The following is a 14,524-nucleotide window of genomic DNA, read 5'->3' on the forward strand; positions in this document are numbered from 1 at the left end:
TGCCGGCCGCGACGCATCCCGCACGATGCCGCGCGCCATCTGTTTCTCACCGGAGCCGATTTGAGTACGCAAGCGACCGACGACTGGGTCGCGCGCAGCCTGCGCGCGGTCTGGCACCCCTGCACCCAGATGAAGCACCACGAGCGGCTGCCGCTCATCCCCGTCGCGCGCGGCGCGGGCGTGTGGCTGTACGACCGCGACGGCCGCCGCTATTTCGACGCGATCAGCTCGTGGTGGGTCAACCTGTTCGGCCATGCAAACCCGGACATCAACGCCGCGCTGAAGGACCAGCTCGACACGCTCGAGCACGCGATGCTCGCCGGCTGCACGCACGCACCCGCGATCGAGCTCGCCGAACGGCTCACTGCGCTCACGCAGCACACGCTCGGCCACGCGTTCTTTGCGTCGGACGGCGCGTCGGCCGTCGAGATCGCGCTGAAGATGAGCTTCCACGCGTGGCGCAACCGCGGCCACGCGGACAAGTGCGAATTCGTCTGCGTCGCGAACGGCTATCACGGCGAGACGATCGGCGCGCTCGGCGTGACCGACGTCGCGCTGTTCAAGGATGCATACGACCCGCTGATCCGCCACGCGCACGTCGTCGCGTCGCCCGACGCACGGCTCGCGCAGCCGGGCGAGACGGCCGCCGACGTCGCGGACCGCGCGCTCGCCGACGTGCGGCGCCTGTTCACCGAGCGCAACGGCAAGATCGCCGCGGTGATCGTCGAGCCGCTCGTGCAGTGCGCGGCCGGCATGGCGATGCACGATCCGTCGTACGTGCGCGGGCTGCGCGCACTGTGCGACGAATTCGGCGTGCACCTGATCGCCGACGAGATCGCGGTCGGCTGCGGCCGCACCGGCACGTTCTTCGCGTGCGAGCAGGCCGGCGTGTGGCCCGATTTCCTGTGCCTGTCGAAGGGCATCAGCGGCGGCTACCTGCCGCTGTCGCTGGTGCTGTCGCGCGACGACATCTTCGCGGCGTTCTACGACGACGACACGACGCGCGGCTTCCTGCACTCGCATTCGTACACCGGCAACCCGCTCGCGTGCCGCGCGGCGCTTGCAACGCTCGACCTGTTCGAACGCGACGACGTGCTCGCGCGCAACGCACGCAACTCCGCCGCGCTGCGCGACGCGCTCGCGCCGCTCGCCACGCATCCTCGGGTGCGCCACCTGCGTGAGCGCGGCACGCTGTTCGCATTCGACGTCGCGCTCGACGGCGACGCCGCACGCGGCTTCTCGCGGCGCTTCTTCGAACGCGCGCTCGAGCGCGAGCTGCTGCTGCGCCCGATCGGCACGACCGTCTACCTGATGCCACCGTACGTGATCGACGACGCCGACATCGCGTGGCTCGCGCAGCGCACGCGCGACACGCTCGACGCCACCCTCGCGGAGATCGCCCGATGACCCTGCTCGACACCCTGCAACGCGGCCTTGCCGAACTCGACGCGCAAGGCCTGCACCGCGTGCGCCGCACCGCGGATAGCGCGTGCAGTGCGCACATGACGGTCGACGGCCGCGAGATCGTCGGCTTCGCAAGCAACGACTACCTCGGCCTCGCCGCGCATCCGGCGCTCGTCGCCGCGTTCGGCGAAGGCGCGCAGCGCTACGGCTCCGGCAGCGGCGGCTCGCACCTGCTCGGCGGCCATTCGCGCGCGCACGCGCGCCTCGAGGACGAGCTGGCCGATTTTTGCGGCGGCTTCTCCGACGCGCCGCGCGCGCTGTACTTCAGCACCGGCTATATGGCGAACCTCGCCGCGATGACCGCGCTGACGGGCAAGCACGCGACGATCTTCTCCGACGCGCTGAACCATGCATCGCTGATCGACGGCATCCGGCTGTCGCGCGCGAACGTGCAGGTCTATCCGCACGCGGACATGGCCGCGCTCGCCGCGCTGCTCGAAGCGTCTGACGCGCAAACGAAGCTGATCGTCAGCGACACCGTGTTCAGCATGGACGGCGACCTCGCGCCGCTCGCCGAACTCGTCGCGCTGGCCGAACGCCACCGCGCATGGCTCGTCGTCGACGACGCGCACGGCTTCGGCGTGCTTGGGCCCCAGGGGCGCGGCGCGCTCGCAGCCGCCGCGCTGCGCTCGCCGAACCTCGTCTATGTCGGCACGCTCGGCAAGGCAGCCGGCGTCGCGGGCGCATTCGTCGTCGCGCACGAGACGGTGATCGAATGGATGATCCAGCGCGCGCGCAGCTACATCTTCACGACGGCCGCGCCGCCCGCGGTCGCGCATGCGGTGTCGGCAAGCCTGAAGGTGATCGCCGGCGACGAAGGCGATGCGCGGCGCGCGCACCTCGCCGCGCTGATCGAGCGCACCCGCGCACTGCTGCGCAACACGCGCTGGCAGCCGGTCGATTCGCACACGGCCGTGCAGCCGCTCGTGATCGGCAGCAACGACGCGACGCTCGCCGCGATGCGCGCGCTCGACGCGCACGGACTGTGGGTGCCGGCGATCCGGCCACCGACGGTGCCGGTCGGCACGTCGCGGCTGCGCATCTCGCTGTCGGCCGCGCATTCGTTCGACGACCTCGCGCGCCTCGAAGCGGCGCTGATCGACGCGAGCGACGCGGCGACGGCCGCCGTCGAAGCAGCCGGGCGGGAGGCCGCATGAGTGCCCCGCTTTCGCTGTTCGTCACCGGCACCGATACCGAGATCGGCAAGACCTTCGTGTCCGCCGCGCTGCTGCACGGCTTCGCGCGACACGGCCTGCGCGCGGCCGCGCTGAAGCCGGTCGCGGCCGGCGCATACGAACAGGACGGCGTGTGGCGCAACGAGGACGCCGACGAGCTCGACGCAGCCGCGAACGTCGCGCTGCCGCCCGAGCTGCGCACGCCGTTCCTGCTGAAGGCGCCCGCCGCGCCGCATCTCGCCGCCGCGCAGGAAGGCGTGACGCTCGACATCGACACGATCGTCGCAAGCCATCGCGAAGCGATGACGCGCGCGGACATCGTCGTCGTCGAAGGCGCCGGCGGCTTGCGCGTGCCGCTTTCCGACACCCATGACATGGCCGACCTCGCGGTCGCGCTCGGCGTGCCGGTCGTGCTCGTCGTCGGCGTGCGGCTTGGCTGCATCAGCCACGCACTGCTCACCGCCGACGCGATCGCCGCGCGCGGCCTCACGCTCGCCGGCTGGGTCGCGAACCACGTCGATCCGGCGATGTCGTTCCCGGACGAGAACGTCGCGACGATCCGCGACTGGCTCGCCCGCGAACACCGCGCGCCGTTGCTCGGCCGCATTCCGCACCTGAGCCCGGCCGCCCCCGAATCCGCCGCGGCGATGCTCGACGTCGCCGCGCTCGTCGACACGCTGCGCGCCGCGCAGCGTTGATCAAACCCTATTTCCCCGCATCCAGGAAGAACGATATGACCCAAGCCCAGACCGCCGCCGTGCAATCCGATGCAATCCCCGTGGCCGCGCCGGCCGCGCAGCGCTGGCGCGTCGCCGACGTCGTCGCGCTGTTCGAGCTGCCGTTCAACGACCTGATGTTCCGCGCGCAGCAGGTGCACCGCGAGCACTTCGACGCGAACGCGGTGCAGCTGTCGACGCTGCTGTCGATCAAGACGGGCGGCTGCGAAGAGGATTGCGGCTACTGCTCGCAGTCGTCGCATCACGACACGGGCCTGAAGGCGGAAAAGCTGATGGACGTCGACGCGGTGCTCGACGCCGCGCGCGCCGCAAAGGCGAACGGCGCGAGCCGCTTCTGCATGGGCGCCGCGTGGCGCAACCCGAAGGAACGCCACATGCCGGCGCTCACTGAGATGGTGCGCGGCGTGAAGGAAATGGGGCTCGAAACCTGCATGACGCTCGGCATGCTCGAAGACGAGCAGGCGAAGGAGCTCGCCGACGCGGGCCTCGACTACTACAACCACAACCTCGACACGTCGCCGGAGTTCTACGGCCAGATCATCTCGACGCGCACCTACCAGGATCGCCTCGACACGCTCGATCGCGTGCGCGACGCGGGCATCAACGTGTGCTGCGGCGGGATCATCGGGATGGGCGAATCGCGCCGCGAGCGCGCGGGGCTGATCACGCAGCTCGCGAACCTGAACCCGTATCCGGATTCGGTGCCGATCAACAACCTGGTCGCGATCGAGGGCACGCCGCTCGAAGGCACCGCGGCGCTCGATCCGCTCGAGTTCGTCCGCACGATCGCCGTTGCGCGGATCACGATGCCGAAGGCCGTGGTGCGGCTGTCGGCCGGCCGCGAGCAGCTCGACGACGGGTTGCAGGCGATGTGCTTCCTCGCGGGCGCGAACTCGATGTTCTATGGCGACCAGCTGCTGACGACCAGCAACCCGCAGACCCAGCGCGACCGTGCGCTGTTCGAGCGTCTCGGGATTCGCGCGAGCCAGCCGGACGCGCTCGGCACGGACGCGTAAGCGCGGCGCTGCAGCGTGATGAGGAAAGCCGGGGCACGCCCCGGCTTTTTTCGTTTACCCGACGCTCGGCATCGGGTTGCCGCGGCATCGCGGATCACGGCGTCCGCTTACACGGCGTCCGCTTCGTCGTCGATCCAGTCGATATCGCCACACAGCACGCGCAATGCGTCGCCGACGCGAATCGCGACCGACAATGTCACACAAGGTTGCGCCTCGTTGATCGACAGGTACGGCCGCGTCACCTGCACGCGCCCCGGTTCGCCGATCGCGGTGTGGAAGTACGGCCGCCGCAGCCAGTTCGCGCCCTGCGCGTCCGCGAGCGGCAGAAAGCGCGTCTCGCGCGTCGCGCGATCGGCGCGCAGCACGACGTTGCGGCCCGCCTGCCGGCCCTGCGCGTCGAGCAGGAAGCAGCGCGCCGCGTCGTCGAGCGCGAGGAAGTTCCAGCACACCTCGTCGAGCGGCTCGCCGGCCGCGACGCGCTCGGCCGCCCGCTCGAACGCGCGCACGTACGGCGCGAGCCGCTGCGCGTCGCGCCGCTCGCGCGCTTCGGCCTGCTGACGAAAGCGCTCGGTCAGCTCGCCGATGCACACGGTCGCGGCCGCGCTGTCGGGCAACCCTGGCGCCGGGCGGCCGAAGAAATAGCCCTGCACGAAATCCGCCTCGCACGACAGCGCGATCTGCGCCTCGTGCTCGGTCTCGATTCCCTCGACCAGCACGAGCTTGCCGGCCTCGTGCAGCAGCGTAACGAGGCCGTGCAGGATCGCGGTGAGCCCCGTGCGGTGCGCCGCATGCGACAGCATGATCCGGTCGAGCTTCACGAGATCGGGGTTGAGCTGCCAGATCCGCTCGAGGTTCGAGTGGCCGGCGCCGAAATCGTCGAGCGCGATCAGGAAGCCCTGCGCACGGAATTCGCGCAGCGCATCGGCAAGCCGTTCGAGATCGTCCGCGCGCTGCTCGAGCACTTCGAGCACGATGCGGCGCGGCGGCATGCCGAGGCGCTTCAGGTTCGCGAGCAGCGCGGCCGCCTGGAACGGATCGGTCAGCATGCCCGGATGCACGTTCAGGAACAGCCATTCGCGCTCCGCGCCGAGCAGCGCGAAGTTCTCGAGATGCAGCGCCTGCGCGAGCCGGTCGAGCTGCATCAGCTCGCCGTGGCGCGCGGCGTCGCCGAACACGTCGAGCGGCGACACGGGCCGGTCGAACGTGTCGTGCGCGCGCAGCAGCGCCTCGTAGCCGACCGCACGCTGGTGCGACAGGCTGAAAATCGGCTGGAACACGCTCGTGAGCGTCAGCTCGTGATGCTGCGTCGCGAGACGCTCGAAGCCGGACGTCACCTCGCGTTCAAAGCGGTACGGCGACGCGGCGGCCGGACGCTCCTGTTGCACGATCGTCATACCCCCCTCCTCCTGATGCTGGCAAACGCGGCGGCTGACGAACTGGACGGCGCGCGATATCTCATGAACTGACCCTCGGATTTCCGGTTGTTGTGGCTTGTCGGTCAGCACATCAAGCAAGCTCCGTGCGCACTGGCGTCAGGCCCGCGATGCCGGTTCGCACGGCCGACGCACCGGTCTGGCGCATCCGAGCGCACCATTCAGGTGCGCACGCACCGGGACGCTTGAGCGCAGCCGTCCCGGCAGCACGCTACACTCCGTACGGTCGTTTCATTCCCCGTTTTCGACGTATCGATGGAAATCGTCTTCACAGTCCTGATCCTGCTGCTCACCGTCGCGCTGTCCGGCGCGCTCACACGCGTGCTGCCGTGGCGGCTGCCACTGCCGCTGATGCAGATCGCGTTCGGCGCGATCCTCGCGTGGCCGAAGTTCAACCTGCACGTCACGTTCGATCCTGAAATCTTCATGCTGCTGTTCATTCCGCCGCTGCTGTTCGCGGACGGCTGGCGGATTCCGAAACGCGAGCTGTACCTGCAGCGCCGCGCGATCCTGATGCTCGCGTTCGGGCTCGTGTTCATGACGGTACTCGCAGTCGGCTATTTCGCGCATTGGCTGATTCCCGAGTTGCCGCTGCCGATCGCATTCGCGCTCGCGGCCGTGCTGTCGCCGACCGACGCGGTCGCGCTGTCGGGCATCGCCGGCAAGGGCCGGATTCCGCCGCAACTGATGCACATCCTCGAAGGCGAGGCGCTGATGAACGACGCGTCGGGCCTCGTCGCGCTGAAATTCGCGATCGCGGCCGCGCTGACCGGGGTGTTCTCGCTGCGCGACGCGTCGGTCACCTTCGTGATCGTCGCGGCCGGCGGGCTCGCGACGGGCGCCGCGGTGTCGTGGACGTTCAGCGCGCTGTCCACGCGATTCCTGAACGCCGAACAGGAAGGCGACCCGGCGCCCGGCATCGTGATGACGCTGCTGGTGCCGTTCGCGGCCTACCTGATCGCCGAGCATCTCGACCTGTCGGGCGTGCTCGCGGCCGTCTCGGCCGGGATGATGATGAACTACACGAGCTTCTCCCGCAAAAGCACCGTCGCGTCGCGCGTGCGCGCGGAAAGCACGTGGGCGATGATCGAGTTCGTGTTCAACGGCATGGTGTTCATCATGCTCGGGCTGCAGCTGCCGCACATCATCGGCCGCGCGCTCGTCGACGCGCACCACACGAGTGACGCGCTCGTCGGCCGGATGCTGTTCAACGTGTTCGCGATGATGGCCTCGCTCTATGCGATCCGCTTCCTGTGGGTGTGGCTGCTGCGCTGGATCGCGAGCCGCCGCGCCGCGCGCCAGGGCCTGGCCGGCACGATGGCCGGCGTGCGCACGATCGCGGTGATGACCGTCGGCGGCGTGCGCGGCGCGGTGACGCTCGCCGGCGTGCTGTCGATTCCGGTTGCGCTCGCCGACGGCACGCCGCTGCCGGGCCGCGACACCGCGATCTTCGTCGCGTCGGCGGTGATCCTCGGTTCGCTGGTCTTTGCCGTGATCGGCCTGCCGCTGCTGCTGCGCGGCGTGCGCTCGACGCGCAACGCGCTCGCCGAGGAAGAGCGCGCCGCGCGCGCGGCCGCCGCGCAGGCGGCCATTCGCGCGATCGACGCGACGCACAATGCGATCGGGGCCGATCTCGACGAATCGGGCGCCGCGCGTTGCGCGGACGTCTCCGCGCGCGTGATGGACCTGTACCGCCGCCGCCTCGCGGCGCTGTCGGACGGCGGCCCCGCGCCGCGCGCCGACGCGAAGCAGGCCGAAACGATGGAATTGCAGATGAAGATCGCGGCGGTGCGCGCGGAGCGCTCGATGCTGTACCGGATGCGCAGCGATCACCAGATCTCCGACGAGACGCTGACGAAGCTGATCCGCGAGATCGACCTGTCGGAAACGGCGCTGTCGACGCGCAAGAAGGGAATCGTCTGATCATGTGCGACGCGCGCCGTGCAGATGGCGCGCGTATCCGTTCGCAACGGACAGGCCTGGCAACCGGCCGCTCGCGGTCGGCGCCCGATGCCGGTGACGAGCATCGGCACGCCCAGACGACAACGGCGACGCCGCAGCGTCGCCGTTTTGCCTTCCGCAAGCCGCCGCGTTACTTCGCGGCGACGACCGGAATGCCCTTCAGCATCCCTGCCCCCTTCACCTCGTCGAGCGCGTGCTGCACCGCCGCACTCGTCGCCGCGTCGATACCGAGCTGCAGCGCGAGCTCGCGCTCGGCCCGCTTCACGCCGGCGAGATTGCGCAGCTTCACGTGGCCGAAGCCGCGCACGCGCGCGTGCAGGTCGGCGAGCTGCGTGACGCGCGCTGCGTTGCCGGCCGTCGTCGCGGCGAGCGCGCGGGTCAGCGTCGTCTCGTAGTCGTCGGCGAGCGCGCGCTCCATCCGGCGCTCGACGGTGCGGCCGAACGGATCGAGCGCCGTGCCGCGCAGGCTGCGCACGCGCGCAAGCATGCCGAGCACCGGCCACATCCACTGGCCGAACACGCGCTTCTTCGGCACGCTGCCGTCGCGACCGGCCTTCGCGACCGCCGGCGGCGCGAGGTTGAACTTCACGCGATAGTCCTGCCCCGGCACGCCTTCGAACTGCGCTTCGAGCGCCGTGCGGAACGCGCCGTCCGCATAGAGGCGCGCGACTTCGTATTCGTCCTTCACCGCGAGCAGCCGATAGAACGTCGTCGCGACCGCGCGGGTCAGCGCATCGTCGCCCTTCGCCCGCGCGGCATTCACGAGCGTGCGATAGCGCTCGACGTAGCGCGCGCCGCCGTACGCATCGAGGCGCGCTTCGCGATCCGCGATCAGCTCGCCGACCGTCTCGAGCGCGACCGGCGCCGTCACCGCGTGCCGCGCGTTCCACAATGCGTCGAGGCCGACCGGGTCGCCGGCCGCCATCCGCCCGACCGCGAACGCGAGCTTGTTCATCGGCACCGCGACGTTGTTCAGCTCGATCGCGCGCATCATCGCCGCGTGCGACACCGGCACGAGGCCGAGCTGCCATGCGAAGCCGAGCATCAGGATGTTCGCGCCGATCGTGTCGCCGAGGAACTTCGCGGCGAGCGCCTGCGCGTCGCAGCTCGACAGATAGCCGTCGCCGGCCGCGTGGTGCATCTTCTCGAGCAGCGCGTCCGCGTGCAGGCTCGCGTCGGGGTTCTGCACGAACGACGCATTCGGGATCCGGTGCGTGTTGACGACGATCCGAGAACGCTCGTGGCGCACCGTCTGCAGCGCTTCCGCGCTCGCGCCGACAACCATGTCGCACGCGAGCAGCACGTCCGCCTGCTGCGTGTCGATGCGTACCTGGTTCAGCCATTCGTCGCGCGCGGCGATCCGCACGAACGACAGCACCGAGCCGCCCTTCTGCGCGAAGCCCATGAAGTCGAGCACCGACGCGCTCTTGCCTTCGAGGTGCGCGGCCATGCTGATCAGCGCGCCGACCGTCACGACGCCCGTGCCGCCGACGCCCGTCACGAGCATGTCGAACGGCGCCGCGTCGAGATGCGTCGCCGGCATCGGCAGCGCGTCGACGCGCGCGGCGAGCGCCGCCTCGTCGAACGCCGCGCCCGCGGCCTTCTTCAGCGCCGCGCCTTCGACCGTCACGAAGCTCGGGCAGAAGCCGTTCACGCACGAGAAATCCTTGTTGCACGACGACTGGTCGATGCGGCGCTTGCGGCCGAGCGGCGTCTCGAGCGGCTCGACCGACAGGCAGTTCGACTGCACGCCGCAGTCGCCGCAGCCTTCGCACACCGCGTCGTTGATGAACAGGCGCTTGTCCGGGTCGGGGAACTCGCCCTTCTTGCGGCGGCGCCGCTTCTCGGCCGCGCAGGTCTGGTCGTAGATCAGCACGGTGACGCCCGGCGTCTCGCGCAGCTCGCGCTGCACCGTGTCCAGTTCGCTGCGGTGATGAAACGTCGTGCCCTTCGGGAACAGCCCGTGATGGCCGTCGTACTTCTCGGGCTCGTCGGACACGACGACGAAGCGCGACACGCCTTCCGCCTCGACCTGCCGCGCGATCTGCGGCACCGAGATGCTGCCGTCGACCGGCTGGCCGCCCGTCATCGCGACCGCGTCGTTGTACAGGATCTTGTACGTGATGTTCGCCTTCGCGGCCACCGCCTGGCGGATCGCGAGAATCCCCGAGTGGAAGTAGGTGCCGTCGCCGAGGTTCTGGAACACGTGCTTCGTGTTGGTGAACATCGCGTGCGCGGCCCAGTCGACGCCCTCGCCGCCCATCTGGATCAGCCCGGTCGTGTCGCGCTCCATCCACGACGCCATGAAGTGGCAGCCGATGCCGGCCTGTGCGATCGAGCCTTCCGGCACCTTCGTCGACGTGTTGTGCGGGCAGCCCGAGCAGAAATACGGCGTGCGCTTCACCGCGTCCGCTTCGTTCGACAGGATCTGCGGCGCGACGAGATCGACGACGCGTTCGCGGCGGTCGAGCGCCGGCTTGTGGCGCGCGAGCCAGGTGGCGAACACCGGCAGGATCCGCGACGGACGCAGTTCGCCGAGTTCGGACAGCAGGCATGCGCCGTCGGCATCATGCTTGCCGAGCACGCGCGGGCGCGCGCCTTCGGTGCGGTTGTACAGGTAGTCCTTGATCTGCTGCTCGATCACCGGGCCCTTCTCTTCGATCACGAGCACTTCGGCGAGGCCGTCGACGAAGTGCTCGATGCGCGTCATCTCGAGCGGGTACGACAGGCCGACCTTGTAGATCCGCACGCCGGCCGCTTCGAGATCGGCGACGGTCAGGTCGAGCCGGCGCAGCGCTTCCATCAGGTCGAGGTGCGCCTTGCCGCACGTGACGATGCCGACGTTCGCGTGCGCGGCAGGCGCGATCCACTTGTCGATGCTGTTGGTGCGCGCGAAGTGGCGCACTGCGTCGAGCTTCGCCGCGAGGCGCGCTTCGATCGTGAGGCTCGGCAGGTCGGGCCAGCGGTTGTGCAGCCCGCCCGCCGGCGGCGCGAAGCCGGCCGGCGCGGGCCACTGCGTCTGCAGCGCATCGAGATCGACGGTCGAACCCGATTCGACTGTCTCCGAGATTGCCTTGAACCCGACCCACGCGCCCGAGTAGCGCGACAACGCCCAGCCGTACAGGCCGAATTCGAGCATGTCGGCGATGTTCGACGGGTTCACGACCGGCATGTGCCACGCGATCATCGCGAAGTCGCTCTGGTGCGGCATCGACGACGACACGCAGCCATGATCGTCGCCCGCGACCACCAGCACGCCGCCGTGCGGCGACGAACCGTACGCGTTGCCGTGCTTCAGCGCATCGCCCGCGCGATCGACGCCCGGGCCCTTGCCGTACCACATCGCGTACACGCCATCGACGGTGCGCTCCGGATCGGCCTCGACACGCTGCGTGCCGAGCACCGCGGTGCCGCCGAGTTCCTCGTTGATCGCGGGCAGGAAGCGCACGCCGCCTGCGTCGAGCAGTTTCTTCGCCTTCCACAGTTGCTGGTCGACCATGCCGAGCGGCGAGCCGCGGTAGCCGCTGACGAAGCCGGCCGTGTTCAGGCCCTGCGTGGTGTCGGCCGCGCGCTGCATCAGCAGCAGGCGCACCAGCGCCTGCGTGCCGGTCAGGAAGATCCGGCCACGGGTCGCGGTCAGGTTGTCGGTCAGACGATAGTCGGATAGGGCGGGCGTGCCGTCGATGGGCAGGCGGGCGGTCATGGGGACGTCTCCAGATTTGTGCAGGTTTCTGCTGTTCTTGGCTGCCGCGGCGGTGCGTCGGGAGACGCGTCGGCCGGCGGCAGCGGAATGGCTCTATTTTTTCGCGCGGGACGAAGAATGTTTTTTCTCATCTTGCGCGGACGGCCCCGTAGCGAGAAAAACTACCCTGCATTTGTCCGGGATTTGAGTGAGTTCTCGCGCGTGATGGACCGGCGGCGGATCAAGGGCGGACGGCGACGGGTGTGCGGTTCGCTGGCGAAGCAGCGGGTTGCCGGGAAAGGAGGTCACGGCGGAGCGGTAGCCGCGCGTGCGCCGCGCGACGCGGGTCAGGCCGGTCTGGGGCGCTGACGCTCACCGTTAAAATGCACAGGGTTTCGAGTTGCTGCGGTGGGTGGTTATCCACGTCGGAATCGGCACCCCGTTCGATCTGCCGCTCACCCTCACCGTTAAAATGCACAGGATTTCGAGTTGCCGCGATGGGTGGTTATCCACATCGGAATCGGCACCTCGTTCGATCTGCCGCTCACCCTCACCGTTGAAATCCACAGCGTTTCGAGTTGCTGTGGAGGGTGGTTATCCACATCGGAATCGGCGCCCCGTTCGATCTGCTGCTCACCCTCACCGCTGAAATCCACAGGGTTTCGAGTCGCTTCGAGGGCCGGTTGTCCACAACCGTCCAAACACTCTGCCCGGCGCATACACACGCGCTCATCCGACCGGCCGGCGCCGTGAACCGCCAATCGCTCACGCGCGCGGCGCCCTTCCGATTCAGCACGTCGTTCACGCTTGCGGAGGCTCGGTTAGCGCCTGAAAAGCTTACTGGCCGCACAGAATTTTAACTAGTTAACCCATGACTAGTTATTCTATCTCCAGCATATCCGCATCGGTCAGCCCGCACGTTTGGCCAGCGGCATCCGGCCGATCGCGCCTTACCGGCCGCACCTCGCCCCTCGCCGGCGCCCCTCGCAGGCTGCCCCTGTCCGAACCTCCACGGCTCGGGTACGCTTGACCATCCACCGACACCCACTCGCGGAGGCGCGATGAAGCTCTACTACTGGCCGAAGACCCGGGCGTTCCGGGCATTGTGGATGCTCGAGGAAATCGGCGCGGCCTACGAGCTGGTGCCGATCGACCTGCGCTCGCACGAGCAGGGCAGCGACGCGTTCATCCAGGTCAATCCGATGGCGAAGCTGCCCGCGCTCGACGACGGCAGCACGCCGTTCGCCGAATCCGGCGCGGTGCTGCTGTATCTCGCCGACCGCTTCCAGGACGCGCAGCTCGGCGTCGCGCCCGACGATCCGCAGCGCGGCCGCTTCCTGCAATGGATGTTCTTCACGCCGACCTGCCTCGAGCCGGCGATGGCGGAGAAATTCACCGGCGCGTCAGGCAACCCGGTCGCGTTCGGCTGGGGCAACATCACGCGGGTGCAGCGTGCGCTCGCGCAAACGCTCGCCCACAGTCCGTGGCTCGTCGGCGAGCACTTCACCGCGGCCGACCTGCTGCTCGCGAGCACGCTGAAGATCGCGTTCGACGCACACCTGCTGCCGCACGAAGGCGTGCTCGGCGACTACGTCGAGCGCGCGGAAGACCGCGACGGCTTCCGCCGCGCGGTCGCAATCGAACAGCGCGAAGTGGCGCGGCTCCTGCACCCCTGACGCGCATCTTGCCCGGTGCGTGTCGAGGATCCCGCCGCGCCTGCGACGCGTCGCTGCCCGCCGTCGGGCGGCGGCCTTCCGGCCCCGAACCTGAGCTATACCGTTGGCTCGCCCGGGCCTGCCGTGCGCGCTGCGGCAGACACGACGGTCGCACCGGGCGTGCCGCCCGCAGAGTCGGTGTCGGCGTCGACCGGCACGATCTCGTGAAAACGCGTGTAGTCGATGTGCGTGATGCCGCCCTCGTCGTGCATCAGATCGACGTAGCGGTGGAACCAGCGGATCTCGCCGTGCTCCCATGAATGACGCGCCTGCATCACCTGCGCCGTCGTCTCGTCCGAGCCTTCGATCGTGATCATCAGCAACGCGTCGCGCGCCGCGAGCGATTCGGCCGACTCGCCGGACAGCGGGCTCGACTCGTCGATCACGTGCATCAGGTTCCAGCCGAGCAGGAAGATCGGATGTTCGCTGCGCACGAGCGGCAAGTCGTGGATCTTGCGCAGCGTGTAGCCCTCGCGCGTGCTTTCGACACGCATCACCCGCAGCTTCGCGCGCGCCTCGGCGATCACGTTCTGGCGCGCGTTCGCGACCCGCACCATCAGCGTCATCCGGCCGTTCAGCGGCCGCACGATCGCGTAGCGCGCAAACAGGACCTTCGCGCGCGGCCGCGAGAAACGCGCGAACACGAGCCCGGTGGCCAGCGCGATCCCCGACATCCCGACGAAGATCTCGAGCGTTGCGACGAAGTGCGCGTAGACGGTCTGCGGATGCATGTCGCCGTAGCCGACGGTCGCGAGCGTCTCGACGCTGAAGAAGAACGCGCCGCCGAACCCGGCCGGCGACTGGTTCGCGATCGGCGCATGGCCAAGCATGTACAGCGTCGCGAAACAGCCGTTGAGGAGCAGGAACAGCACCGCGAGGGACAGGAAAAACACCGGCCAGCTCATCATGAGTGCACGGTGATAGAAATCACTCCACCTGAGCGACGGCATCCCGTATGCGATCACGTAGCGCGTGCCAGACCAGATCTTGCGGCCGCGGCCACGGGGAGGAGCGGAAGAAGGATCGACGTTCATCGCGCGGTGCCAAAGGCTGGAAGCTGGAAGCAGGAAGGCGATGAGCGTAGCACGCGGGTCGCTCGAGCGGAATTGCGCGGCGCGGGCAGCACCGGATATTGCAACGGATAACGCCTAATATGGACGGTCGACGTCGATCGCGCGCGCGACGGCGAAGTGATGGTCGCGTTCGCAATGAACGGGCAGCCGCTGCCGCTGCTCAACGGTTTCCCGGTGCGCCTCGTCGTGCCCGGCTGGTATTCGCCGTGCTGGGTGAAGATGCTGCACGACATCGAGGTCATCGTAACCTGCACTGCCTGCTCTGCC

General features: G+C 69.0%; 10 protein-coding genes and 1 pseudogene. 7 read left to right on the plus strand and 4 right to left on the minus strand.

What is annotated here, in order from left to right:
• The first annotated feature begins 60 nt into the window (after positions 1-60).
• Genes bioA through bioB form a run of 4 tightly spaced genes read left to right on the plus strand, consistent with a single transcriptional unit; the run spans position 61 to position 4,392 of the window.
• Positions 61-1,407 carry an adenosylmethionine--8-amino-7-oxononanoate transaminase gene (bioA, locus tag DID96_RS15105; RefSeq protein ID WP_124600101.1) on the plus strand — a complete coding sequence of 449 codons (1,347 nt, stop codon included), beginning with the start codon at positions 61-63 and terminating at the stop codon, positions 1,405-1,407.
• Complete coding sequence (gene bioF, locus DID96_RS15110) at positions 1,404-2,621, plus strand: 8-amino-7-oxononanoate synthase (RefSeq protein WP_124600102.1); 1,218 nt, start codon at positions 1,404-1,406, stop codon at positions 2,619-2,621. The genes bioA and bioF overlap by 4 nt, the downstream gene beginning before the upstream one ends.
• Positions 2,618-3,337 (plus strand): dethiobiotin synthase, encoded by a 720-nt coding sequence (gene bioD / locus DID96_RS15115; RefSeq protein ID WP_124600103.1) that lies wholly within the window; start codon positions 2,618-2,620, stop codon positions 3,335-3,337. The genes bioF and bioD overlap by 4 nt, the downstream gene beginning before the upstream one ends.
• 35 nt (positions 3,338-3,372) lie before the next feature.
• Positions 3,373-4,392, plus strand: a complete 1,020-nt coding sequence (bioB, locus tag DID96_RS15120; protein WP_124600104.1) for a biotin synthase BioB — start codon at positions 3,373-3,375, stop codon at positions 4,390-4,392.
• Positions 4,393-4,499: 107 nt separating this feature from the next.
• On the opposite strand, the gene DID96_RS15125 is transcribed toward bioB, so the two are convergent.
• Entirely contained in the window at positions 4,500-5,786 is a 1,287-nt protein-coding gene (locus tag DID96_RS15125; RefSeq protein WP_124600105.1) for an EAL domain-containing protein, read from the minus strand.
• A 294-nt stretch (positions 5,787-6,080) separates the two neighbouring features.
• Here DID96_RS15125 and DID96_RS15130 point away from each other — a divergent pair, with 294 nt between their 5' ends.
• Entirely contained in the window at positions 6,081-7,748 is a 1,668-nt protein-coding gene (locus tag DID96_RS15130) for a Na+/H+ antiporter (protein ID WP_124600106.1), read from the plus strand.
• Positions 7,749-7,917: 169 nt separating this feature from the next.
• Here DID96_RS15130 and DID96_RS15135 read toward each other — a convergent pair whose 3' ends face one another.
• Together DID96_RS15135 and DID96_RS15140 are read right to left on the minus strand one after the other, a co-directional pair.
• Complete coding sequence (locus DID96_RS15135) at positions 7,918-11,490, minus strand: indolepyruvate ferredoxin oxidoreductase family protein (protein ID WP_124600107.1); 3,573 nt, start codon at positions 11,488-11,490, stop codon at positions 7,918-7,920.
• Positions 11,491-11,936: 446 nt separating this feature from the next.
• Positions 11,937-12,125 (minus strand): hypothetical protein, encoded by a 189-nt coding sequence (locus tag DID96_RS15140; RefSeq protein WP_124600108.1) that lies wholly within the window; start codon positions 12,123-12,125, stop codon positions 11,937-11,939.
• A 405-nt stretch (positions 12,126-12,530) separates the two neighbouring features.
• Here DID96_RS15140 and DID96_RS15145 point away from each other — a divergent pair, with 405 nt between their 5' ends.
• The gene (locus DID96_RS15145) at positions 12,531-13,145 is read left to right on the plus strand and encodes a glutathione S-transferase family protein (protein ID WP_124600109.1); all 615 of its coding nucleotides are present in this window, start codon (positions 12,531-12,533) and stop codon (positions 13,143-13,145) included.
• Positions 13,146-13,240: 95 nt separating this feature from the next.
• Here the strand turns inward: DID96_RS15145 and DID96_RS15150 are convergent, their stop codons facing one another.
• Positions 13,241-14,218, minus strand: a complete 978-nt coding sequence (locus DID96_RS15150; protein ID WP_124600110.1) for an ion channel — start codon at positions 14,216-14,218, stop codon at positions 13,241-13,243.
• A 129-nt stretch (positions 14,219-14,347) separates the two neighbouring features.
• Here DID96_RS15150 and DID96_RS15155 point away from each other — a divergent pair.
• A pseudogene (locus DID96_RS15155) lies at positions 14,348-14,500 on the plus strand (molybdopterin-dependent oxidoreductase); the annotation flags it as partial.
• Positions 14,501-14,524: the final 24 nt, after the last annotated feature.

Source organism: Burkholderia sp. Bp8963 (assembly GCF_003854275.1).
Lineage (GTDB): Bacteria > Pseudomonadota > Gammaproteobacteria > Burkholderiales > Burkholderiaceae > Burkholderia.

Coding starts and splice junctions, on each gene's coding strand:
- bioF (WP_124600102.1), top strand. CDS start 1,404: ATGACCCTGCTCGACACCCTGCAACGCGGCCTTGCCGAACTCGACGCG.
- bioD (WP_124600103.1), top strand. CDS start 2,618: ATGAGTGCCCCGCTTTCGCTGTTCGTCACCGGCACCGATACCGAGATC.
- bioB (WP_124600104.1), top strand. CDS start 3,373: ATGACCCAAGCCCAGACCGCCGCCGTGCAATCCGATGCAATCCCCGTG.
- DID96_RS15125 (WP_124600105.1), bottom strand. CDS start 5,786: ATGACGATCGTGCAACAGGAGCGTCCGGCCGCCGCGTCGCCGTACCGC.
- DID96_RS15130 (WP_124600106.1), top strand. CDS start 6,081: ATGGAAATCGTCTTCACAGTCCTGATCCTGCTGCTCACCGTCGCGCTG.
- DID96_RS15135 (WP_124600107.1), bottom strand. CDS start 11,490: ATGACCGCCCGCCTGCCCATCGACGGCACGCCCGCCCTATCCGACTAT.
- DID96_RS15145 (WP_124600109.1), top strand. CDS start 12,531: ATGAAGCTCTACTACTGGCCGAAGACCCGGGCGTTCCGGGCATTGTGG.
- DID96_RS15150 (WP_124600110.1), bottom strand. CDS start 14,218: ATGAACGTCGATCCTTCTTCCGCTCCTCCCCGTGGCCGCGGCCGCAAG.